Source organism: Qipengyuania nanhaisediminis, assembly GCF_045862805.1.
Classification (GTDB): domain Bacteria; phylum Pseudomonadota; class Alphaproteobacteria; order Sphingomonadales; family Sphingomonadaceae; genus Erythrobacter; species Erythrobacter nanhaisediminis_A.
Window position 1 is genome coordinate 1592678 of sequence record NZ_AP025760.1, and the last position, 21757, is coordinate 1614434.

15 protein-coding genes and 1 tRNA gene are annotated in these 21757 nt (G+C 63.6%); 11 read left to right on the plus strand and 5 right to left on the minus strand.

The genetic code is table 11. The features are described 5' to 3' along the window. The first annotated feature begins 51 nt into the window (after window positions 1-51). Complete coding sequence (locus ACKTSM_RS07655) at window positions 52-1818, plus strand: DUF885 domain-containing protein (RefSeq protein WP_407874067.1); 1767 nt, start codon at window positions 52-54, stop codon at window positions 1816-1818. A gap of 4 nt (window positions 1819-1822) precedes the next feature. On the opposite strand, the gene ACKTSM_RS07660 is transcribed toward ACKTSM_RS07655, so the two are convergent. Both ACKTSM_RS07660 and ACKTSM_RS07665 read right to left on the minus strand, forming a co-directional pair. Then, window positions 1823-3190, minus strand: coding sequence for an ABC1 kinase family protein (locus tag ACKTSM_RS07660; RefSeq protein WP_407874068.1), 1368 nt, complete (start codon window positions 3188-3190; stop codon window positions 1823-1825). Between the two features lie 95 nt (window positions 3191-3285). Continuing rightward, on the minus strand, window positions 3286-3465 hold the full coding sequence (locus ACKTSM_RS07665) for a YqaE/Pmp3 family membrane protein (RefSeq protein WP_407874069.1): 180 nt from the start codon (window positions 3463-3465) through the stop codon (window positions 3286-3288). Window positions 3466-3661: 196 nt separating this feature from the next. Here ACKTSM_RS07665 and ACKTSM_RS07670 point away from each other — a divergent pair, with 196 nt between their 5' ends. After that, window positions 3662-4147: a DUF3429 domain-containing protein gene (locus ACKTSM_RS07670; RefSeq protein ID WP_407874070.1), complete on the plus strand. Its 486-nt coding sequence runs from the start codon at window positions 3662-3664 to the stop codon at window positions 4145-4147. A gap of 10 nt (window positions 4148-4157) precedes the next feature. Here ACKTSM_RS07670 and ACKTSM_RS07675 read toward each other — a convergent pair whose 3' ends face one another. Further along, complete coding sequence (locus tag ACKTSM_RS07675; RefSeq protein ID WP_407874071.1) at window positions 4158-5306, minus strand: hypothetical protein; 1149 nt, start codon at window positions 5304-5306, stop codon at window positions 4158-4160. A gap of 123 nt (window positions 5307-5429) precedes the next feature. After that, window positions 5430-6938, minus strand: coding sequence for a tryptophan halogenase family protein (locus ACKTSM_RS07680; RefSeq protein WP_407874072.1), 1509 nt, complete (start codon window positions 6936-6938; stop codon window positions 5430-5432). Window positions 6939-7139: 201 nt separating this feature from the next. Here ACKTSM_RS07680 and ACKTSM_RS07685 point away from each other — a divergent pair, with 201 nt between their 5' ends. The 6 genes from ACKTSM_RS07685 to ACKTSM_RS07710 all read left to right on the plus strand — a co-directional run bounded on the left by ACKTSM_RS07685 (window position 7140) and on the right by ACKTSM_RS07710 (window position 18072). Then, window positions 7140-10427: a TonB-dependent receptor gene (locus ACKTSM_RS07685; protein WP_407874073.1), complete on the plus strand. Its 3288-nt coding sequence runs from the start codon at window positions 7140-7142 to the stop codon at window positions 10425-10427. A 124-nt stretch (window positions 10428-10551) separates the two neighbouring features. Continuing rightward, a complete protein-coding gene (locus tag ACKTSM_RS07690; RefSeq protein WP_407874074.1) occupies window positions 10552-11562 on the plus strand; it encodes a family 16 glycosylhydrolase in 1011 nt (336 codons plus the stop codon). Between the two features lie 18 nt (window positions 11563-11580). After that, window positions 11581-12636: a LacI family DNA-binding transcriptional regulator gene (locus ACKTSM_RS07695; RefSeq protein ID WP_407874075.1), complete on the plus strand. Its 1056-nt coding sequence runs from the start codon at window positions 11581-11583 to the stop codon at window positions 12634-12636. Window positions 12637-12656: 20 nt separating this feature from the next. Then, window positions 12657-13841, plus strand: a complete 1185-nt coding sequence (locus tag ACKTSM_RS07700; RefSeq protein ID WP_407874076.1) for an MFS transporter — start codon at window positions 12657-12659, stop codon at window positions 13839-13841. Between the two features lie 158 nt (window positions 13842-13999). Next, entirely contained in the window at window positions 14000-16399 is a 2400-nt protein-coding gene (locus tag ACKTSM_RS07705; RefSeq protein ID WP_407874077.1) for a glycoside hydrolase family 3 N-terminal domain-containing protein, read from the plus strand. A 77-nt stretch (window positions 16400-16476) separates the two neighbouring features. Beyond that, window positions 16477-18072, plus strand: a complete 1596-nt coding sequence (locus ACKTSM_RS07710) for a sodium:solute symporter family transporter (protein ID WP_407874078.1) — start codon at window positions 16477-16479, stop codon at window positions 18070-18072. A 92-nt stretch (window positions 18073-18164) separates the two neighbouring features. On the opposite strand, the gene ACKTSM_RS07715 is transcribed toward ACKTSM_RS07710, so the two are convergent. After that, window positions 18165-18241, minus strand: a tRNA-Pro gene (locus ACKTSM_RS07715). A 112-nt stretch (window positions 18242-18353) separates the two neighbouring features. On the opposite strand from ACKTSM_RS07715, the gene thyA reads away from it, so the two are divergent. The 3 genes from thyA (at window position 18354) to ACKTSM_RS07730 (ending at window position 21755) form a co-directional block, all read left to right on the plus strand. Continuing rightward, window positions 18354-19301 (plus strand): thymidylate synthase, encoded by a 948-nt coding sequence (gene thyA, locus ACKTSM_RS07720; protein WP_407874079.1) that lies wholly within the window; start codon window positions 18354-18356, stop codon window positions 19299-19301. A 73-nt stretch (window positions 19302-19374) separates the two neighbouring features. Further along, window positions 19375-20700, plus strand: coding sequence for a thiamine pyrophosphate-dependent enzyme (locus ACKTSM_RS07725; protein WP_407874080.1), 1326 nt, complete (start codon window positions 19375-19377; stop codon window positions 20698-20700). Beyond that, window positions 20697-21755, plus strand: a complete 1059-nt coding sequence (locus ACKTSM_RS07730) for an alpha-ketoacid dehydrogenase subunit beta (protein WP_407874081.1) — start codon at window positions 20697-20699, stop codon at window positions 21753-21755. The genes ACKTSM_RS07725 and ACKTSM_RS07730 overlap by 4 nt, the downstream gene beginning before the upstream one ends. The last annotated feature ends 2 nt before the right edge of the window (window positions 21756-21757 follow it).

The following is a 21757-nucleotide window of genomic DNA, read 5'->3' on the forward strand; positions in this document are numbered from 1 at the left end:
ACCCCTGTGTCTGTGCGCCTGAAACAGGCAATTGAAAACGAGGTTGAATTCATGCTGCGATCCCTTTTGCCCGCTCTTGCGCTGGCGGCGCTCCCGCTTGCTCCTGCCCTTGCCGGGCCTGCCGACGATTACGAGACCCTGCGTGAGGAAGTGTGGCAGTGGCGGCTCGACAACAATCCGCAGCTTGCCACCAGCATTGGCGACCGGCGCGGCGATGGCAAACTGGGCGACTGGTCACTCGAAGCGCATGAACGCGCGATCGAGGAAGCGCGCGCCTTTCTCGCCCGTCTCGATGCGATCGACACCAGCGCGTTCTCGCCCGAACTCGCGGTCGATTTCGGCGTCATCCGTTCGAGCCTCGCCGATAGCGTGGCCGCCGCCGAGCACGAACATGACCGCTATATCCTGTTCACCAATCGCGGCGGATGGTTCTCCGGTTTCGCATCCTTGCCCTACCGTTCGCCCTTCTTCACGCTCGCCGATTACGAAAGCTATGTCAGCAGGCTCGAAGCCTATGGCGCGGTCAACGACCATGCCATTGCGCGCAGCCGCGAGGCGGTGGCACGCGGATTGACCCAGCCTTGCGAGCCGATGGAAGGGTTCGAGAACCGCATCGCCCGCCAGATCGTCGATGATCTCACCACATCGCCCTTTTGGATGCCGTTTGCCGGAGAACGGCCCGGCGCGATTGGCGAGGATGAGTGGGCCGCGCTCCAGTCCCGTGCGCGCGCGGCGATCGAAGGCACGGTGTTCCCGGCCTATCGCGAATTCCTCGAATTCTATGAAGAGGATTACGCTCCCAATTGCCGCACTGGCACGCCCGGCATTCTCGCCACTCCCGGCGGCGAGGACTACTATGTCTACCGGGTGCGCAGCTTCACCACCACGGACATGACGCCGGACGAGGTCCACGAGCTGGGCCTGTCCGAAGTCGCCCGCATTCGCGCTGAAATGGAAGAAGTCGCCGCCGAGGCCGGGTTCGACAGCCGCGAGGACTATATCGAGCATCTGCGGACCGATCCGAAATATTACATGACCGACGAGGACGAATATGTCCGCTTCGTCGCCGCGCTTGCCAAGCACATCGATGGCTTCATGCCCGAACTGTTCGGACGGCTTCCGCGCCAGCCCTATACGGTCAAGCCGATCCCTGCCGCCAATGCGCCGGGCAACACCACCGCCTATTACGAGCCCGGCTCGTTGGAAACCGGGGCAGCCGGCATCTACCGGATCAACACCACCGAACTCGACCAGCGCCCGCTTTGGGAACTGCCCGCCCTCGGTGTTCACGAGGCGGTGCCCGGCCACCACTTGCAGATCGCCTTGCAGCAGGAACTCGACATCCACCCGCTGCGCGCCAATGGCACGTTCTTCACCGCCTTTGTCGAAGGCTGGGGGCTGTACTCCGAACGCCTCGGTATCGAGATGGGGCTTTACGACACGCCGGCAAAACAGATGGGGCGCCTCTCCTATGAAATGTGGCGCGCGACCCGGCTGGTGGTCGATACCGGCCTGCATTCCAAGGGTTGGTCCAAGCAGCAGGCAGTCGATTACATGCTCGACAACACCGCCTTGTCGCCCGGCAATATCGATGCCGAGGTCAACCGCTACATGACCTGGCCAGGCCAGGCGCTGGCCTACAAGGTGGGCGAACTCAAGATCCGCGAACTGCGCTCGCGCGCGCAAGATGCGCTCGGGCCGAAATTCGACCTTCGCGCCTTCCATGATGCGGTGCTGGAAAACGGCTCGATCCCGCTAGACGTGCTCGAGGCGCATATCGACCGCTGGATCGCTGCCGAGCTCGCAGCGGAGGAATAGAGGATCAGGATTCGGGGAAGGGCTCGGTCGCGCCGAGCACTTCCTCGACCAGGCGGCGGATATTGACCTTCGCGCCCAGTCTCGCGCCCAGCAGGGCGGTGCCCGAGACCTTGCGTTGCACGAACAGCGTTTCGACCGGGGGGAATATCCAGGTCTCGCGGTCCTGCGCGATCGCCATGCCTTCTTCGCGCAGCAGCGGGACGAAGGCGCGATCGCCGAAGTCGAACTTGCGATCCTCGCGCATCTCGTCGAGCACGATGGCGATCATCCGTTCAACCCGGTCGGGATATTTCTCGTAGACCACCGGAGCCATGAAACCGCTCGCAATGGTCGCTGCGAGAATTTCATCGCGATCGCCTTCGAGCCCGGCCTTGATCAGCCGGCGGTAATCGTTCGCCACCTTGGGATCGACCGCGCGGCAGGCGCCAAAATCGAGCAGCACGATCTCGCCGGTCTCGCGGCGATAGCGATAATTGGCGAAATTGGGGTCGGTCTGCATCACGCCGAATTCGAACAATTCGCGGGCGACGAGGCGCATCAGCCGCCCGGTCGCCTCGTCGCGCCGTTCGGCAGGCTCGTTTGCGAGATCCTCGATGCCGACCCCTTCCTCGTGGCTCATCGCCAGGATCGTGTCGCTGGTGAACTCCTCGACCAGTCGCGGAACGACGAAGCCGCCTTCGCCTGCGAGCCTTTCGCGGTAGAGCGCCATCTGCGCGCCTTCGCGGCGGTAATCGGCTTCTTCGTGAAGTTGCCGCTTGGCCGCATCCATCAATTTCTCGACCTCGAGCTCTGGCGGGGCAAACCCCGAGAGCCTGAGCAGCGTCATGACATTGTCGACATCGCTGTCGATGCTTTTCGCGACGCCGGGATACTGGACCTTTATCGCGAGCAATTCGCCATCGCGGGTCATCGCCTTGTGCACCTGCCCGATACTGGCCGCAGCGATGGGGCGGGGGTTGAACCACTTGAACCGTCGGCGCCAGTCCGCACCCCACTCGTTCGAGAGAACCCTGTCGAGCTGGCGGGTGGGCATGAAACGCGCCTGGTCGCGCAGCGAGCCGAGGATCTGCGCCAGTTCGGGCGGGAGAAAATCGCCCGCATCCATGCTGATCATCTGCCCGAGCTTCATTGCCGCGCCGCGCAGGTGCGAGAGCCGGTCTGTCAGGCGGCGCGCATTTCCAGGTGTGAGCAGCAGGTCGCGCGCCGACAGGCCTTCGCCCCGCGCCAGCCTGCGCGCGCCTTCGGCAGCCATGCCTCCGGCTACTCCGCCAACCAACCGGCCAAACGTGCCCATACGCGCCAGCCGCCCGGAAGGGACCGCGCTTTCGCGCCGGCGTTCGCGGCGCGTTTCGTCGGATTGGTCATCGGCCATGGTCGTGCCCCGGTGTCGCTAGCAGATACGACACGGGCCCGGGAACAATTCCCGGGCCCGAGCCGCTCGAAAGATTCGAGTCGTGTGTGGCTGCCTTAGGCGAGGCTGGTCCCGCCACGGATGTAGTTGACATAGATCGCGTGGATCAGGCCGGGGACGAAGAACAGCAGCGTGAGGATCAGGTTGATCCAGAAATCGGTGCTCAGTCCCTTCTTGAGCGCAACACCCAGCGGGGGCAGGAGGATGGTGGCGATAAGCGTGATAAGTTCGAGCATTTTCAGGCTTCCTTGCGTTGTTTGTGGCCGACGCATGTCCGCGCCGTGTCTTGCCCAATCAACGGAAATGGCGAAATGAATGTTCCGGAAAATTTTTCGGAACTGCGCGCTAGTTTCGGTGTTTTCGCCGCGCTTTCAGAACTGGCTTAAAAAGGAACCACTGGGAACCGCCCAAGCTTTCGCGGGGTTGGAAAGCATGTCCCAGCCACAAGTGTCCGCTCGATCCGTTCCGCTCTCCCCCGCTGCCCGGTTGCTGGGATATGCCGGGTTGTTGCCGCAAGCAGCCTTCGTTGCGCTCGTCGCGAGCGCGCACGAATGGGCCTATAGCGCGCTGGCAGGCGGGTTTGCCTATGCCGCTGCGATCTTCAGTTTTCTTGGCGGTGTGTGGTGGGGAGAGGCGTTGCGCGCCGAGGGGCACGGGACGCGCGCTGGTGCCGGGACCTATCTGGTCGCGGTCCTGCCCAGCCTGATTGCGGTCGCCCTGTTCCTGCCCTGGACCTTTGGCTGGGACTGGCCCGGACCCGCACTTGTCTTGCTCGGCATCCTGATTGCCTTATCGCCGCTCGTCGACAGGGCTCTGGGTCTCGCCTCGCGCGACTTCATGACATTGCGCTGGCATCTCTCGATCGGGCTCGGCGCGATGACTGTGCTGCTCGGCCTGCTGGCCGATCGGCTGGTTTGACGCTGCTCGCTTATTCGCCCCGAGCCTTGCGGAAGACGTAGACCGGGCCAAGGTCGACTTCCTGCACGGTCCCGCCGAAATAGAGCTCGAGTTCGGCACCACCCGCGCCGTAGCCCCGCGGTGCGCGGGTCTCGATCCGGATCAACTGCCATTGCGGGCCGATGCGGAAGCGGTTGGCGGCAAAGCTTTCGAAGGGCGGCGAGGTGCCCTGGATGCGCGAGGCTGCTACCGCGCGACCATCCTCGCTCTGCGCGCTGATCGTGCGAGCGGCGATCGCGATCACGAGTTCGTCGCCTTCGTCGATCCGCTGGTTGATCGGCACCGTTGCGGCAAGGTCGGTAAGCGTCGTTCCATCTTCGGCGACCGAGAAACGCGTTGCCCGCATCATCCAGATTTCGGGTTCGTGCCGGCTTTCGAAACGGCCCGCAGACCCGCCGAACTTCCAGAAATTCTGACCCGGATCGTTGAGCAGCGTGCCGGTCCCTTCAAGGCTTTCGGGCATTTCGAGCTCGGGTATCGCGTAAGCGGCGGCCGCCACCGCGACCGGCCCTGCGCCGGCAATGCTGTCCGCACCTGTCACGACGATCGCCTGTCCGATCTCGATCGCCTGCCGCGTCCGCCCGAACTGGACCGCGATTATGCTATCGGCCGAACGCAGGCGCTGTTCGGCTTGCGCGCTGACTTCGTACCACGCCCAGTCCCGGCCAATGGTCAAGGTCTGTTCGCCAAAGCCGGGATAGGGTTCGACATTGCGCTGGAAGCGCACGCGTAGCACGCCATTGCCGTCTTCGGTGTCGGCCTCGATCGTGCGAGCATAGAAACCGACCGTGACGGTGTCGCCGCGACGAACGGTCTCGGTCAGCGGAATGTTGGTCCCGGCGGCATAGATGAATTCGGCCGCGCGTTTGACCTCGAAACGCCTTGCAGCCCCGCCGCCCGGGATCGATTCATCCACGACCGAACTGGCCTCGAGGTCAGCGCCATAGCTCTGCCAGTCGATACGCGAAGGATCGTTGACCAGATCGCCGGGCAGTTGCGCATCGAGCGCTTCGAGCGCCGCGCTGTCCTGCGCGGCAGCTGTGCCCGCTATGAAGGGAAGGGCAAGGCTCGCAACCGCAAGGGTCGCAAGCGCGCGGAAAGGGTGGCGGAGCGGTCTCATCTGGCATTCCCCGAATGGGCGATCAACAATATGTGAACGTTAACAGCGTTGCCTATCGATAAACCCGAATGCTCCGAAAAGGCAAATCGGACCGGGTTCGGGACCGGCTAAGGCTGCAAAAGGTCAGGCGGCCTGGGCGGGGCAGTACTTGGCGAGATATTCGCCGTGGCCGGGCATATGCTGGACGAGAAAGCGGATCGATTGCTCCATCTCGTCGATCTCCTTGCGCGACTGGGGCGTGTCGATCGATTCGGCCATCGGGTTGTGGCCGCCCATAGCGATGCCCTGTCCCAGCATCACCGCCGCCCAGCTGGTGTCGGTGAACAGCTCGTCTTCCTCGCGGAAGATCTGGCCGTTGGCCTTGAACACCTCGATCTTCTCAGTCAGCGAATCGGGCACGTCCATCGTTCGCACATAGTTCCAGAAGTCCGAATCATCGCGGCTTGTCGCGTTGTAATGCAGCACCAGAAAATCGCGGATGCGCGCATATTCGCGGCCCGTCAGGCGATTGAAGGTGTCACGCTGCGCATCGGTGATCCCGTCGAGCGAGAGCAGCGAGAGGAACTTGTCGATCCCGGTATTGATGAGGTGGATCGAGGTCGATTCGAGCGGCTCCATGAACCCTGCCGACAGGCCCAGCGCGACCACGTTGCGGTTCCAGAATTTCTTGCGCCTGCCCGTGACGAAACGCAGGAAATTGGGATCGGCCTGCGGCTTGCCGGCAATGTTGCCGACGAGGATGTCGAGCGCCTCGTCGTCCTCCATGTGCGCGCTGCAATAGACATGGCCGTTGCCGTTGCGGTGTTGCAAAGGCACCTGCCACTGCCATCCTGCGCGGTGAGCGGTCGCCCGCGTGTAGGGCGGGGGTGGGCTGCCGTCCTCGCGCGCGCAGGGCAGCGCGACGGCGCGGTCGCAGGGCAGCCAGTGGGTCCATTCCTCGTAACCGGTTTCCAGCGCCTGTTCGATGAGAAGTCCACGAAAGCCCGAGCAATCGATGAACAGATCGCCTCCGATCCGGCGCCCGTCATCAAGCGTGATCGCGCTGACATCGCCGCTCTCGCTGTCGAGCGCCACGTCGACGACCTTGCCCTCCTGGCGCACCACCCCGCGCGCTTCGGCAAATTTGCGCAGGAAGGCGGCATAGCGACCGGCATCGAGGTGATAGGCGTAGTTGATTGGCGGCAGGTCGTCGCGTTGATAGTCCTGCGTGCGCGCGAACTTGCCGAAATAGGCGGCCATGGTCTCGAGGTTGAACACCTGCAGCGGCCGGTTGTCGCCTTCCTGCATGAGCTTGTGCCAGACATGGTGGAAGCCGATGCCGCCCATCGCATAGCCATAGGCGCCGAACGGGTGGATGTAGCTGTCGCCGATCTTGCCCCAGTTCTCGAACTGGATGCCAAGCTTGAAGCTGCCGCCCACGGCGCTGAGCATTTCGGCCTCGTTGATCCCGATCAGCTCGTTGAAGCCGACGAACGGCGGAATGGTCGCCTCGCCAACGCCCACGGTCCCTATCGCCTCGGATTCGACGAGGGTGATCGCGAGCTCGCGTCCCACCATGAGCCGCGACATTGCCGCTGCTGCCATCCAGCCAGCGGTGCCGCCGCCGACGATGATAATGTGATTGATCGCCATCGTGATCCTCTGCCCCGTCTCTCGCCCAGGTCGAACCCGCATACACTCAGCATGGCGCAGGTTCGATTTTCAAGCATGTGCACCATGAAGCAGCGGGCTGTGAATGCAAGACTTGTGAACGCTAACAAGATGCGCTATCAGCCTTGGTCAAGGAGATGAAGGACCACGAATCCTTCAGGGAAATTGAGGGGAAAGCCTGTTATGAATACCGGTGTGATCGCGCCTTCGCGGCGTATCTTTGCCTTGAGTACCGTGTCGGGTCTGGCCATGGCGCTGGCAACTCCTGCCCTTGCGCAGGAAGCCGATGCCGATGCCGATGTATCGACTGATGAACAGGCAGGCGATGACGAGAACGTCATCCTCGTGACCGGCTTCCGCGCCAGCCTCGAAAACGCGCAGAACATCAAGCGCGACGCCGACACCTTCGTCGACGCGGTGACTGCTGAGGATATCGGCGCGTTGCCCGATCGCTCGGTCGCAGAGACGCTCCAGCGCATTCCCGGCGTCAATATCGGCCGCTTCGAGAAAACCACCGACCCCGACCGCTTCTCCGTCGAGGGCACCGGGGTCATCGTGCGCGGCCTTCCGTTCGTTCGCTCCGAGCTCAACGGCCGCGACATCTTTTCCGCCACCGGCGGGCGAGTGCTGAGCTTCAACGACGTGTCGCCCGAACTGCTCGGCAGGGTCGAGGTGTTCAAGAACGTCACCGCCGACATGATCGATGGCGGGATCGCCGGCACGGTCAATCTCGTCACCCGCAAGCCGCTCGACAATCGCGGCACGCGGATCGCCGGTTCGATCGAGGGGACGATGGGCGACCTCGCCGAGGAATGGTCGCCGGCTTTTTCGATCCTGGGTTCGACCACCTTTGAAAACGACTTCGGATCGGTTGGCTTCCAGCTCGGATATTCGCGTTCGGAACTGATCAGCCGGACCGATGCGACGCAGGTCACCGACCCGTGCTTCCGTGCTGACACGCTCGACGGGCCGTGTTTCCGCACGACAAATGTATTCTCCGATGGCGTGGGGACCCCGACAGGGTTCGACCAGAGCAACTTCCCCCCGGCCGGCACCGTCGTCGTGCCCAAGGGGGCCGGTGTTCGCACCACCGAACTCGAACGCGACCGCGAGGCCTGGTCGGCCGTCGCGCAGTTTGAAAGCGCTGATCGCAGCTTCCTCGTCACCTTCGAATGGTTGCGTGCCGACACCAGTTTCTACACCGACGAAGCGGCGATCCTCGCTTTGGTCAATGACGATGCGCTGTTCCCGGTCGAGGCGGCGGGCAGCACCTGGCAGTTCGATGAAAACGGCGTGTTCCAGAGCGGCGTGCTCACCCAGCGCGTCGGCGATGCCTATGCCAACCCGTTTGGCCGCGGCGGCATCCCCTTGGAAACGCTGCGTTTCCAGCGCGATACCGATGCCACCACCGAGGATTTTTCGCTCGATATCGACTGGGAAGTGACCGATCGCCTGCGGGTCAATCTCGAGGCGCAGCGGATCCAGTCCGACAAGTCGCAGAACGCGATCATCGGCGTGATGAACAGCTGGGCGAATATCGATCTCGATCTCACCGGCGAAACGCCGCAGGTCTCGTTTGTCGCTCCTCCCGGCGCGCCGAGCGATTACTTCACCAGTGGCGAGAACACCTATTACTGGTTCCTGCTCGATTCGATCGCGCGCAACGATGCCGAGCTCGAGAGCCTGCGTCTCGACGCCGAATACGACATCAGCGATGAAGGCTTTTTCAAGAGCGCGCGTTTCGGCGCCCGCTGGGCGGAACGCGACCGGGTCACGCGCGACACCAATTTCTCGACCTGGGGTAATCTTTCTGCACCCTGGGCGGGCCGTGCGGGCTGTGCGCCGTGGAATGCAGGGCCTGGCTGCCCGTTCCAGCCGGGGCGTTTCTTTACCGGCCTTCCGGGCCAGGAATTCGCGATTGCGGGCGGCGCCTATGTCGATGAATTCCCCGGTTTCGCCAATTTCCGTTCGCCGTTCGGCGACAATTTCCAGCGCGGCAACGCTCCGACCCCGATCCCCGGTGGCGGCGCGTTCTTCTATGGCGGTGACGATTTCCTCGGCGAATATCTTTCCGGGCTGACCGCCGACCAGGCGCGCGAGATCAACATCTTCTCGCAAACCCCGAACCCGTTCTTCGGCGTTCAGGGCCGTTCCTTCACCGATATTGGCGGCAACACGATCGCGTGCGATCCGTTCTGTCCGCCCGAAGTCAGCGATGTCGCCGAAGAGACCAAGGCCGCCTATGCGCGGATCGATTACGGGACCGATTTCGGCAATGGCTGGAACCTCGAGGGCAATTTCGGTGTCCGCTTTGTCGAAACCGAGGTCCGCACCGGCGGCCTTATCGGCTTTCCGAGCCCGTTCGGCTTCGATGACCCGAGCGTCACCAATGGCCAGGGCAATGGCGACGGGATCGTCCAGGTCTCAGAGATCGACGCCTCGTGCGGGCGCACCCCGCCGGGCCAGACGCTGCCAGGATTCTGCGGGCTGTCGGATGCGCGCAAGGCCGAATTCGCGGCCGCCTTTACAGGCGACCTGATCCTCGATGATCGCGCGATCACCTTCGATCACTGGTTGCCAAGCTTCAATGCGCGGCTCGACACGGGCGGCGGATTGCTGTTCCGTTTCGCGGTCTCGAAAGGCATTTCGCGGCCCGATCTCCAACTGTTCCGTTCAGGCGGTGCAATCGGCGACAATACCGGCGACCTCCAGGCAGAGGGCAGGCTCGCTGACGGGCCTCTGTTCCAGTTGTTCACCGGCAACCGGAACGTCCGGCCGGTTGAATCGTGGAATTACGATCTGTCGGTCGAATGGTATTTCGACGATGTCGGCTCGCTCACCGTCTCCGGTTTCCTCAAGGATATCGAGGGGATCGTGAATTCTGGTGTCGACACGGTCGACTTCGTGTCGCCGAGTGGGGGCATCGTGGTGCCGGTCGAAGTCAATGGCCCGGTCAATGCCGAGGGTGGCATCCTGAAGGGGGTCGAGATCGGCTATCAGCAGACCTACGACTTCCTTCCCGCGCCGCTCGACGGGCTCGGCTTTGCAGGGACTTACACCTATATCGACGGGGGCGAGTTCTCGAATTCGGATCTTGCCGGCAATCGTGGCTTGTTCTCGGCATCGCAACCATTGGCGGGCATTTCGGAGCACACTTTCAACGCGACGGTATTCTACGAAAAGGGGCCGCTCTCGGCACGCGCCGCCTATAACTGGCGGTCGGACTTCCTGATCACGCCGCGCGATGACATCTTCCCCTTCTCGCCGATTTTCCAGGAATCGACCGGGCAGCTCGATGCCTCGATATTCTTCGCGGTGACCGATTACCTCAAGCTCGGCGTCCAGGGCGTGAACCTGCTCGACGAAGTGACGGTGACCAGCCAGGTGATCGATTTCGAGGGCACGCGGGTGACCCGCTCGGCCTTCCGCAACGACCGGCGCTACACCTTCCTTGCGCGCTTCGATTTCTAGCGAAGCCCGGCCGGAGACACAGCCATCGGGCCTGCAAAGGCTCACGGGACAGGGGGGGCTTTGCTTGAGGGGGCAAAGTCCCCTCTTCTTGCAATGTGCGCAGTGACCTAGGAGAAGAACAGGGATGGTCCGCACTTCAAATCTGGCACGCCGCGCCGCCGCGCTGGCTCTTTGCGCGGTCACCGCTGGCTGCACCGCGGGCGCTGCTTCGCCGGGGATCGGCGATGTCGAGCCGCTTATCGCCCCGCTCGCGGCAGCCGACTGGCAGCTCGTCTGGGCCGACGAGTTCGAAGGCGACACGCTCGACCGCAGCAAGTGGGTGCCCGAGCAATCGTGCTGGGGCGGCGGCAATAACGAACGCCAATGCTATACCGACCGGCCGGAGAATATCGCTGTCGAAGACGGCAAGCTGGTGCTGCGCGCGCGGCGCGAGACCCTCACCGGCCCTGATCGCCCTCCGGAAATCGCTGCCGATCCCAACCCGCTTGTCACGCGCCAATTCACTTCGGGAAAGGTCCGCACGCGCGGCCTTCATGCCTGGAAATACGGCCGCATCGAAGCCCGCGCGAAAGTGCCTGCGGGCCAGGGCATGTGGCCGGCGATCTGGATGATGCCGGCCGATGACCATTACGGCAGCTGGCCGCTTTCAGGCGAGATCGACATTCTCGAGGCGGTCAATATCGGCGCGAGCTGCGGGGATTGCGGGGGCGGTCGCGGGGAGAACCGGACTGTCAGCGCGCTTCATTTCGGCGATCCATGGCCTGACAACAGCTATGTCTCGAACCGGACCGCTCTGCCATCGCAGGCGCTGCCTTCGGACGATTTCCACGTATACGCGGTCGAATGGGGCGAGGGGCTGATCCGCTTTCTCGTCGATGACCGTGTGCATTTTACTGTCACGCCCGATCAATGGCACACCGCATCGCCGCTTGCGCGGGGCAACCGCAACGCGCCCTTCGACCAGCCGTTCTACGTCATGGCGAACCTCGCTGTCGGCGGCGATTGGCCCGAAAGCGAGAACGACCGGGGATTTGCCGAGGATAGCGTTCCAAACCAGTTCGCAATCGACTGGATTCGCGTATATCGGTGCGCGAGCGATCCACAGGCCGGTCGCGCGTGCATCAAACGGAATTGACCAGGGGCTAGGCGAAGGGTGGCGAGAGGTCGCAAATCGGTGACGATCCGCGAAGTCGCGGAAGATGCGGGGGTCTCTCTCCAGACGGTAAGCCGCGTCATCAATGACGGGCCCAATGTGCGCCCGCAAATGCGCGAGAAGGTGCAGGCCTCGATCGACCGGCTTGGCTATGTGCCTTCGCTCGCGGCGCAGCGGATGAGCGGGTCGCGGTCCTACATCATCCTCGCCATCAATGACCGCGAACGCACGATCGCCGACTGGCGCGAGCGGCAGGGCAATGACTGGGTCGATCAGATGCTTCTGGGCGGGATGCTGACCTGTGCCAAGCACGGTTACCGGATGATGGTCGAACTGGTCGACACCCATATCGACCACGTCGAACGCGAACTGGGCGCGACGATCTCCGCGCTGCAGCCCGACGGGGTGATCCTGACCCCTCCGCACTCCGAAAACAGGCAGATCACCCAATTGCTCGAACTCCGCAACATTCCCTTTGCCCGGATCGGGTCAAAGGGCGAAGGCGCCGGTATCCCGCTGACCATGGGTGATGAAAACGCAGCGCGGTTCGCGACCGAACGCCTGATCGAACTGGGACACCGGCGGATCGGGTTCATTGCCGGCCCTGCGCAATACAGCCTGAGCAGCTGGCGCGTCGATGGTTGGCGCGCAGCCATGCGCGATGCGGGGCTGCGCTGCGATGGCCTGCTCGAAGCGGGCGATTTCAGCTATTCCTCGGGCACCCATGCGGGGCGCGCATTGCTCGACCGCAACGAGGACCTCAGCGCGATCATCGGAAGCAACGACCAGATGACGCTGGCAGCGCTTGCGGTGGCACAGGATCGCGGGCTGCGCGTGCCGCGTGACCTGTCGCTCATCAGTTTCGATAACACGCCCATCGTGCGCTTCTCGCAGCCACCTCTCGCGGCGATCGACCAGCCGATTGCCGAGACCGTCTCTGTCGCGGTGGACCGGTTGATCGCGCTCAAGGGCCAGCCGCACGAGGACGGGACCATCGATGTCGCGGCGAGCCTCGTCGAACGTGCCTCGCTCGGCCCGGCGCCGGATCCGGCTTGACGGGCGAGGGGAGGCAGGTCTTGCGCGCCGAACACCAGCCCTGGTGGTTCGTCGCCCTGTTCGCGCTCGCAGCAGGCGGAGGGGCGGTCGCCTATGTGCCGCTGCTCACCGTGCTTCTCCCGCTCAAGATCACCAGCCTGATGGGATCGCAGGACGTGTCCGCGCTGGCTCAGGTCACGTTTTTCGGAGCCATCGTTGCCAGCCTTGCCAATATCGCCTTTGGCGTTGCGAGCGATCGCAGCGGCAGCCGCGTGCCCTGGATCCTTGCCGGGCTGCTCGCCTCGAGCGTCTTGCTCGTGGCGATCGGCGAGGCGCAAGACCTCGTGCAACTGGTCGCGCTTGTCATGGCGTGGCAGGTCGGGCTCAACATGATGCTGGGACCGTTGGTGGCCTGGGCAGGCGATTGCTTTCCCGATAGCCAGAAGGGCACGCTCGGCGGGGCCTTGTCGCTTGCGCCCGCCATGGGCGCGCTCGCCGGGTCGCTGGTCACATTCGAGCCGCTGATCGCGAGCGGACAGCGGCTTTGGGTGGTGGCGGGGCTGGTGTGCATTCTCGTTCTGCCGGTCACTGTCCTTGGACGAAGGCGCGAACGGGCAAGCCTGATGGCGCCGAGGCCCGAGGCCATCGCGGAAGCGAGCGAGGACCAGACCCGTGCCGCGGTTGCGAGAATGTGGTTCGCGCGCTTCCTGGTCCAGATCGCGGAGGCTGGCCTGTTCGCCTTCCTGCTGTTCTGGTTGCGCTCGCTTTCTCCCGGTTTCCATGAAAACCAGGCTGCCAACATATTCAGCACCGTGCTGATCTGTTCGGTCCCCCTGTCGCTGGTGATCGGGCGCTGGTCCGATCGCCACGGGCGGCCGATCCTGCCGCTCAGCGCCTGTGCGGCGATGGCAGCGGCGGGCCTGGCGGTCATGGCGGCATCGTCGGGGCTGACTCTTGCGATTGCAGGTTATGTCGTGTTCGGCATTTCGGGGACGATCTTCCTCTCGCTGCACACGGCCCAGACCCTGCGCGTCCTGCCCCAGCCGCGCAATCGCGGGCGCGACATGGGCTTTTTCAACCTTACCAACACGGTCCCTTCGCTGGTCATGCCCTGGCTTACCATCGCACTTGTGCCCGCCTTCGGCTTCACCGCGCTGTTCGCGCTGTTTGCCGCCTTGTCGCTCGGCGCGGCATTGTTGCTGGCGACAATCCGTCGCCGCACCTGAGCGAAAAAAGGACTTCCTCTTGCAAAAGGCGGTGCGAAATGTAGTATCTTGATAACGTTCTCAACCGGCCGATTGCGCGGCGGGACGAGCGCCGGGGCAAGAGAAGAGGGCTGCTCACAATGCGAAGCAAGATTTGGCGGTTTGCGGCAGGTGCAGCCTTGGCGACGGCTATTGCAGGATGCAGTCCGGCGCCGCTCTCCACCTCGGCCGGCGATCCCTCGGCCCAGCGCGTCCAGGCGGGCGAGGACGCCGTGGTCGCCGGTCTCGTTTCGCGGATGAGCCTTGAGCGCAAGGTGGCCCAGTTGATCCAGCCGCAGATCAATTCCTTCACCGCCGCGGACATGGAACGCTATCGCTTCGGCAGCTATCTCAATGGCGGCAATGGCGGACCCTATGGCGATGAGTTCGCGCCGGCGTCCGAGTGGCTTCGGCTGGCTGACGAGATGTTCCTGGCCTCGGTAAAACCGCTCGAAGGCGGCGAGCCGGCCATCCCGGTGATGTGGGGCACCGATGCGGTGCATGGCCACACCAATGTGGTCGGGGCGACGATCTTTCCGCACAATATCGCGCTCGGCGCGACAGGCGATGCCGATCTCGTCCGTCGCATCGGGGCTGCCACCGCGGTCGAGATCGAGGTCACCGGGATCGACTGGAACTTCTCTCCCACCGTCGCGGTCGCGCGCGACGATCGCTGGGGGCGCACCTATGAAAGCTATTCGGAAAACCCCGAACTGGTCGCGGAACTGGGTGCCGCTCTGGTCGAAGGCCAGCAGGGCGTGCGCGGGAGCGAGGATTATCTCGGGACCGGCCGCGTGATCGCCACCGCCAAGCATTTCTTCGGCGATGGCGGCACCGATAACGGCGTCGACCAGGGCGAGGTGACCGGCGATCTCAACGCGTTGATGGCGATCCACGCCGTGCCCTATCCCGCTGCGATTGCGGCGGGCGTCGAGACGATCATGGCGAGTTTCAACTCGATCAATGGCCGCAAGATGCACGGCAATCGCGCGCTCCTGACCGATGTTCTGCGCGGGCAGATGGGCTTTGACGGGCTGGTCGTGGGCGACTGGAACGGCCACGGGCAGGTCGCGGGCTGCACGGTCACCGATTGTCCGCAATCGCTGCTTGCAGGTCTCGACATCTACATGGTGCCCGACGACTGGAAGGGTCTGATGGACACGCTGATCGCGCAGGTCCGAGACGGCACCATCCCCGAGGAACGGATCGACGAGGCGGTGACCCGGGTTCTGAGGGTCAAGTATCGCGCCGGACTGCTGGACCCGGATGTGCAGCGCCCGTCGCAACGCGGGGTCGCAGGCCGATACGACCTGCTCGCCTCACCCGAACATCGCGCACTCGCCCGCGAAGCCGTGGCCGCATCGCAGGTCATTCTGCGCAATGATGGCGTGCTTCCGCTGGCCGAAGGGGCCGATATCCTCGTCGCCGGCATGGCTGCCGACAATATCGGGATCGCATCGGGCGGATGGACGCTCGAATGGCAGGGCATGACCGAGAGCAATGACCGGCTCTTCCCCAATGCCACATCGATCTGGGAGGGGCTGAAAGAGGCCACCGAGGCGCGCGGAGGCAGCGCGACGCTCTCGCCCGATGGATCATTTACGAACCGTCCCGACGTCGCCGTCGTCGTCTTCGGCGAGCGGCCCTATGCAGAGTTCGCCGGAGACCGCAAGCACCTGGGCTTCAGCGACGAGGAAGGGCTGCGATTGCTTCGCCAGTTCAACAGCGAAGGCGTGCCCACGGTCGCGGTATTCCTGTCCGGGCGTCCGCTATGGGTGAACCGCGAGTTGAACCTTGCCAATGCCTTCGTCGCCTCGTGGCTTCCGGGGAGTGAGGGGGCGGGGATCGCCGACATCCTGACAGGGGCGGTGTCCGCGCGCGGCAAGCTGTCCTTTTCCTGGCCCAATGATTGCACGGGCGCACCGCTGAACAGGGCCGAAGGGGCGCTGTTCCCGGTCGGCTATGGCCTTGCCACCGGTGAGATCTCGCCCATGCCGGTGCTCGGCGAAAGCTGCTCGCTGCTCGATCAGGCCGGAAGCAGCGTGCTGTTCGGTCAGGGACGGCTTGCCGATTCAGCGTTCGCCGTGGCGCTTCGCAAGACCGGCGTGCCCGCAGATGTCGCCGCGCTCGAGCTGTTCCGGGGAAGCCCGCAAGGCACGGGGATCGCGGTGCGCGGCCACGACCGCAACGCTCAGGAAGATTCGCGCGAGATCGCCATGGCGGCCGGATCGGCCTTCGCAATCGGTTCGAACGAGAGCGATGCGCGCGCCTATCGCGTGGTTTACGACGTGCCCGAACGGCCGGCAGGGCGGATCACGCTGTCGCTTGCGACATCGGGTGACAGGGGCACGCCGATCGACATCACCCAGCACATGGCGCACGCCGCGCAGAAGGGCTGGCGCGAAATGATCGTCACCGAAGCCTGCGCAGGCACGCTCGCAGACCGGGCCCTGCTGTTTTCGAGCGAGGCGGCCTTCACCTTCCGCATTGCCGAGGTGGCGCGCGTCGAAGTGGCCGAGGGGACAGGCTGCTCGTTCTGAGCGCCGCGAGGATTTGAGGGGATCGGCGAGGCAGGGCGGGAACCCTGGCTGCGCTGGCTTTGGGGAGAGATACGGCGATGAGCCTTGAGACAATCGATATCATCATCATTGCGGGCTATGCGCTCGCACTGCTCGGCATCGCGCTCGCGGTCAGCCGGGAGCCCAAGGGGCATGAAAAGGACACCGAGGATTACTTCCTCGCCGGTCGCGCGCTGCCCTGGTGGGCGATCGGTGCCTCGCTGATCGCATCGAACATCTCGGCCGAACAGATCATCGGCCAGTCGGGCCAGGGCTTCGCCGTGGGCATCGCGATCGCCGCTTATGAATGGCAGGCCGCGATCGTCCTGATCATCGTCGCCAAGTATTTCCTTCCGATCTTCCTCAAGCGCCGCATCTACACCATGCCGCAATTCCTCCAGCAGCGTTACGGCGAGGGAGTGAAAAACCTGATGAGCGTCTTCTGGGTGGCGCTCTATACCGCGGTCAACCTGACCACGGTGCTGTGGCTGGGCGGGCTCGCGGTGCAATCGCTCACCGGGTGGAGCATCATCTATTGCATGATGGCGCTTGCAGGCTTTGCCGCGCTCTATTCGCTCTATGGCGGACTCAAGGCGGTGGCTCTGACCGACATCATCCAGGTCGTCGTGCTCGTGCTGGGCGGTCTCGCGATCACCTGGTTCGCGCTCGATGCGCTTCCAGCCGACGGTGCGCTTGGCGGGTTCGGATACCTGATGCAGGAAATGCCGGGCCACTTCGAGATGATCCTCGAGCCCGATCACCCCGCTTATGGCGATCTACCGGGCATCTGGACCCTGCTAGGCGGGCTGTGGGTGCTGCATTTCAGCTATTGGGGGTTCAACCAGTACATCATCCAGCGCGCGCTGGGCGCGGAGAACCTGGGCGAGGCGCAAAAGGGATTGGCCTTTGCCGCATTCCTGAAAATCCTCGTGCCCTTCATCGTCGTGATCCCGGGGATTGCGGCGGTGATCCTGGCCCAGCAGGGAATGCTCGACGGGGCTGCGCTGGCGGAGAAATCGGACCGCACCTATGGCGAGCTCATGGGCTTTGCGCCGGCGGGATTGCGCGGCCTCGTCTTTGCAGCGCTTATCGCGGCGGTGGTGTCGAGCCTTGCCTCGATGATGAACTCGATCTCCACCATCTTCACGATGGACCTCTACCGCGCGGCGCGACCTGACCGCGGAGAACAGCACTACGTCATGGTCGGACGGATCGCGGCATTTACGGCGATGGCGATCGCGCTTGTCCTGGCGCGCCCGTTCATCGGCGGGTTCGAAAGCGGGTTCCAGACGGTGCAGGAATATACCGGCTTTATCGCTCCGGGGATCGTGGTGGTCTTCCTGCTCGGCTTTTTTGACAAGAAGGCCAATGCTGCCGGCGCTTACGCAGCGCTTCTGGGTTCGCTCGCGCTCAACGTGCTGCTCAAGCTGGCGCCCGAACTGGGCGGACCGGACATTCCCTTCATCATCCGGATATGGATCGTTTTCCTCGCCGCGCTCGTCGCAGGGATATTCGTATCGCGCGCCTATCAGAGCGATGATGGCGGCGAGCGGGTCGAGCTTTCCGGTATCAGCTTTGCCACCAGCACGCTGTTCAACACGCTCGCAGCGATCACCGCGGCGATGCTGGTCGGGCTTTATGTATGGCTTTGGTGACCCTTGGCAGGTGCGCATGAGCACCTGACGCGAACAGGCCCGCCGGGTGAAAGCCCGGCGGGCCTTTTTGTGTCGGAAACCAGAGGGCTAATTGGTCGGGGAGAGAGGATTCGAACCTCCGGCCCCTGCCTCCCGAAGACAGTGCTCTACCAGGCTGAGCTACTCCCCGACCGTGTCGGCTCCGCGGCAGGAATCAGACCTGTGCGGATCGAGGCAAGGCGCGCGCTATAGGTGTGGATGGGCGGGGTGGCAAGCGGTCAATTGCGGCCTATAGATTTTGCATGTCTTCGCGCGCGAATCCCCATCCCGAACAGCAATATCTCGACCTCATGGCCCGCATCTGGGAGCATGGCAGCCAGCGGGTCGACCGCACCGGCGTTGGCACGCGCTCGATCGCGGGGGCGATGCTGCGTTTCGACCTTGCCGATGGTGCGATGCCGCTGCTCACAACCAAGCGGGTCTACTGGAAGACCGCGACACGCGAGATGCTCTGGTTCCTGACCGGCGAGACCAATATCCGCCCGCTGGTGCTGCAAGGCGTCAAGATCTGGAACGAATGGCCGCATGCGCGCTACGTCAAGGAAAGCGGAGAGAATATCAGCCTTGAAGATTTCGTGACGCGCATCGCCGAGGATGAAGCTTTTGCCGAACGCTGGGGCGATCTGGGGCCGGTCTATGGCAAGCAATGGGTCGACTGGCCGACCTATCGTTTTCGCAAGGACGGACTCTACGAGAAGGGTGAGGGTATCAACCAGGTCGCCCAGGTGGTCGATAGCCTGCGCTCCAGTCCGGGCAGCCGTCGCCACATCATCGAAGGCTGGAATGTCGCCGAGCTTGACCGGATGGCGCTCCCGCCCTGCCACAAGACCTACCAGTTCCATGTCGAGGGCGAGGGGAGCGAAGCGCGCCTCAATTGCCTGCTCTACCAGCGCTCGTGCGATGTTGCGCTCGGCCTGCCGTTCAATCTTTGGTCGGCGGCCTTGCTGACGCGGATGATGGCGCAGCAGACCGGCATGGAGCCGGGCGAACTGGTGTGGATGGGAGGCGACGTGCACCTTTATCTCAATCACGAGCACCTGATCACCGAACAGCTCGGGCGCGAGCCGTCAGGCCATCCGACTCTCGAAATCAAGCGAAAGCCCGAAACAATTTTCGATTACGAGATCGACGATTTCCTTGTCCATGATTACGCGCCTTTGCCCCCGATCAAGGCCCCCGTTGCGGTGTGATCGGGAACGCTTGACCGCCCCAAAACGCTGACATAGGCGACGCCCCACAAGTCTTTGCCGGGAGAGCAAGCCTATGGCCGAGAAGGCCGATACCCCCTCGACAGGCGCGAACGGCGGCGACAACCGCCCACGGCTCGCGCTGCATGTGCCCGAACCCAAGTACCGGCCCGGTGACGCGGTCGATTTTTCCGATATCGATATCGGCCAGCCCGGCGATCTGCCGCGCCCCGATGAAGCGACCCATCCCGACCAGATGAAGGACTTTGCCTATGGCCTCGTCCGCGTGCTCGGCGATGACGACAAGGCGCACGGTCCCTGGGACCCCAAGCTTGATCCCGAAACGCTTCGCACCATGCTCGGCCACATGGCGCTGGTGCGCGCGTTCGATGAACGCATGTTCCGCGGGCAGCGCCAGGGCAAGACGTCATTCTACATGAAGTGCACCGGCGAGGAGGCGACTTCGGTCGCGGCCTCGATGGCGCTGGCGAGCGATGACATGGTGTTCCCCAGCTATCGCCAGCAGGGCGTTCTGATCGCGCGCGGCTACCCGCTGATCGAGATGATCAACCAGATCTATTCGAACAAGGGCGACAAGCTGAAAGGCCGCCAGCTGCCGATCATGTATTCGAGCCGCGAGCACAGCTTCTTCTCGATCTCGGGCAATCTTGCCACGCAGACGCCGCAGGCGGTGGGCTGGGCGATGGCGAGCGCGATCAAGGGCGACAGCCGGATCGCCGCGACCTGGGTGGGCGAAGGTTCGACCGCGGAAGGCGATTTCCACTCGGCCTGCACCTTCGCGACCGTCTACAACGCGCCGGTGATCCTCAACGTGATCAACAACCAGTGGGCGATTTCTAGCTTTTCGGGCTTTGCAGGCGCTGAACGCACGACCTTTGCAGCACGTGCGCTGGGCTATGGCCTGGCCGGCCTGAGGGTCGATGGCAATGACGCCCTGGCCTGTTTTGCAGCGCAGCAATGGGCCGCCAATCGCGCGCGGGCGAACAAGGGCCCGACCCTGATCGAATATTTCACCTACCGCGCCGAGGGGCATTCCACATCGGACGATCCCAGCGGCTATCGCAGCGCGCAGGAACGCGAGGAATGGCCGCTGGGCGATCCGGTGATGCGCCTCAAGAAGCACCTTATCGCGATCGGCGAATGGGACGAGGACCGGCAGCAGAAGATGGACCTCGATGCGGCCGAACTGGTCAAGAAGACCACCAAGGAAGCCGAGAAGAACGGCATTCTCGGCCACGGCCTCCACCACCCGTTCCACACCATGTTCGAGGACGTCTTCGAGGAACTGCCCTGGCATCTCGAAGAGCAGGCCGAGCAGGCCACCCGTGAACGCAAGATCAAGTGGCCAGACAGCCACCCCAAGGACGGAGCGGGCAAATGAGCACTGACGTGAAAACAGCGCCTGCCAGCGAAGGCGAAACCGAACGCCGGATCAACATGATCGAGGCGATCAACGAAGCGCTCGACATCATGCTCGAACGCGATCCTGACGTGATCGTGATGGGCGAGGATGTCGGCTATTTCGGCGGCGTGTTCCGCTGCACCGCCGGCCTCCAGGACAAGCACGGCAAGACACGCGTCTTCGACACGCCGATCTCCGAATGCGGGATCATCGGTGTGGCGGTCGGCATGGGTGCATACGGCCTTCGTCCGGTGCCGGAAATCCAGTTTGCCGACTACATCTATCCCGGCCTCGACCAGCTGATTTCCGAGGCCGCGCGCCTGCGTTACCGTTCGGCCTGCGATTACATCTCGCCGATGACGGTGCGCACGCCCTTCGGCGGCGGCATTTTCGGCGGTCAGACCCACTCGCAATCGCCCGAAGCGATCTTCACCCACGTTTCCGGCCTCAAGACGGTCATCCCTTCGACCCCCCATGATGCCAAGGGGCTGCTGATCAGCTGTATCGAGGACAATGACCCGGTCATCTTCTTCGAACCCAAGCGCATCTATAACGGGCCGTTCTCGGGCTATTACGACAAGCCGGTCGAGCCTTGGAAGAAGCACAAGGATTCGGTGGTGCCGGAAGGCTACTACAAGATCCAGCTCGGCAAGGCGCGCCAGGTGACCGAGGGCGAGGAACTGACCATTCTCGCCTATGGCACCATGGTCCATGTCGCCGAGGCGGTCGCGCGCGAGAAGGGCGTGGAAGCCGATATCCTCGACCTGCGCACCCTGGTGCCGCTCGACATCGAGGCGATCGAGGAATCGGTCAAGAAGACCGGCAAGTGCCTGATCGTTCACGAGGCCACCCGCACAAGCGGTTTCGGCGCGGAGCTTTCGGCTCTGGTGACCGAGCGGTGCTTCTACCACCTCGAAGCCCCGGTCGAACGGGTGACCGGGTTCGACACCCCCTATCCGCACAGCCTCGAATGGGCCTATTTCCCCGGTCCCGTCCGCATTGGCGAGGCCATCGACAAGATTCTCAGCGAGTAAGC

Coding starts and splice junctions, on each gene's coding strand:
- ACKTSM_RS07655 (WP_407874067.1), top strand. CDS start 52: ATGCTGCGATCCCTTTTGCCCGCTCTTGCGCTGGCGGCGCTCCCGCTT.
- ACKTSM_RS07660 (WP_407874068.1), bottom strand. CDS start 3,190: ATGGCCGATGACCAATCCGACGAAACGCGCCGCGAACGCCGGCGCGAA.
- ACKTSM_RS07665 (WP_407874069.1), bottom strand. CDS start 3,465: ATGCTCGAACTTATCACGCTTATCGCCACCATCCTCCTGCCCCCGCTG.
- ACKTSM_RS07670 (WP_407874070.1), top strand. CDS start 3,662: ATGTCCCAGCCACAAGTGTCCGCTCGATCCGTTCCGCTCTCCCCCGCT.
- ACKTSM_RS07675 (WP_407874071.1), bottom strand. CDS start 5,306: ATGAGACCGCTCCGCCACCCTTTCCGCGCGCTTGCGACCCTTGCGGTT.
- ACKTSM_RS07680 (WP_407874072.1), bottom strand. CDS start 6,938: ATGGCGATCAATCACATTATCATCGTCGGCGGCGGCACCGCTGGCTGG.
- ACKTSM_RS07685 (WP_407874073.1), top strand. CDS start 7,140: ATGAATACCGGTGTGATCGCGCCTTCGCGGCGTATCTTTGCCTTGAGT.
- ACKTSM_RS07690 (WP_407874074.1), top strand. CDS start 10,552: ATGGTCCGCACTTCAAATCTGGCACGCCGCGCCGCCGCGCTGGCTCTT.
- ACKTSM_RS07710 (WP_407874078.1), top strand. CDS start 16,477: ATGAGCCTTGAGACAATCGATATCATCATCATTGCGGGCTATGCGCTC.
- thyA (WP_407874079.1), top strand. CDS start 18,354: ATGTCTTCGCGCGCGAATCCCCATCCCGAACAGCAATATCTCGACCTC.
- ACKTSM_RS07725 (WP_407874080.1), top strand. CDS start 19,375: ATGGCCGAGAAGGCCGATACCCCCTCGACAGGCGCGAACGGCGGCGAC.
- ACKTSM_RS07730 (WP_407874081.1), top strand. CDS start 20,697: ATGAGCACTGACGTGAAAACAGCGCCTGCCAGCGAAGGCGAAACCGAA.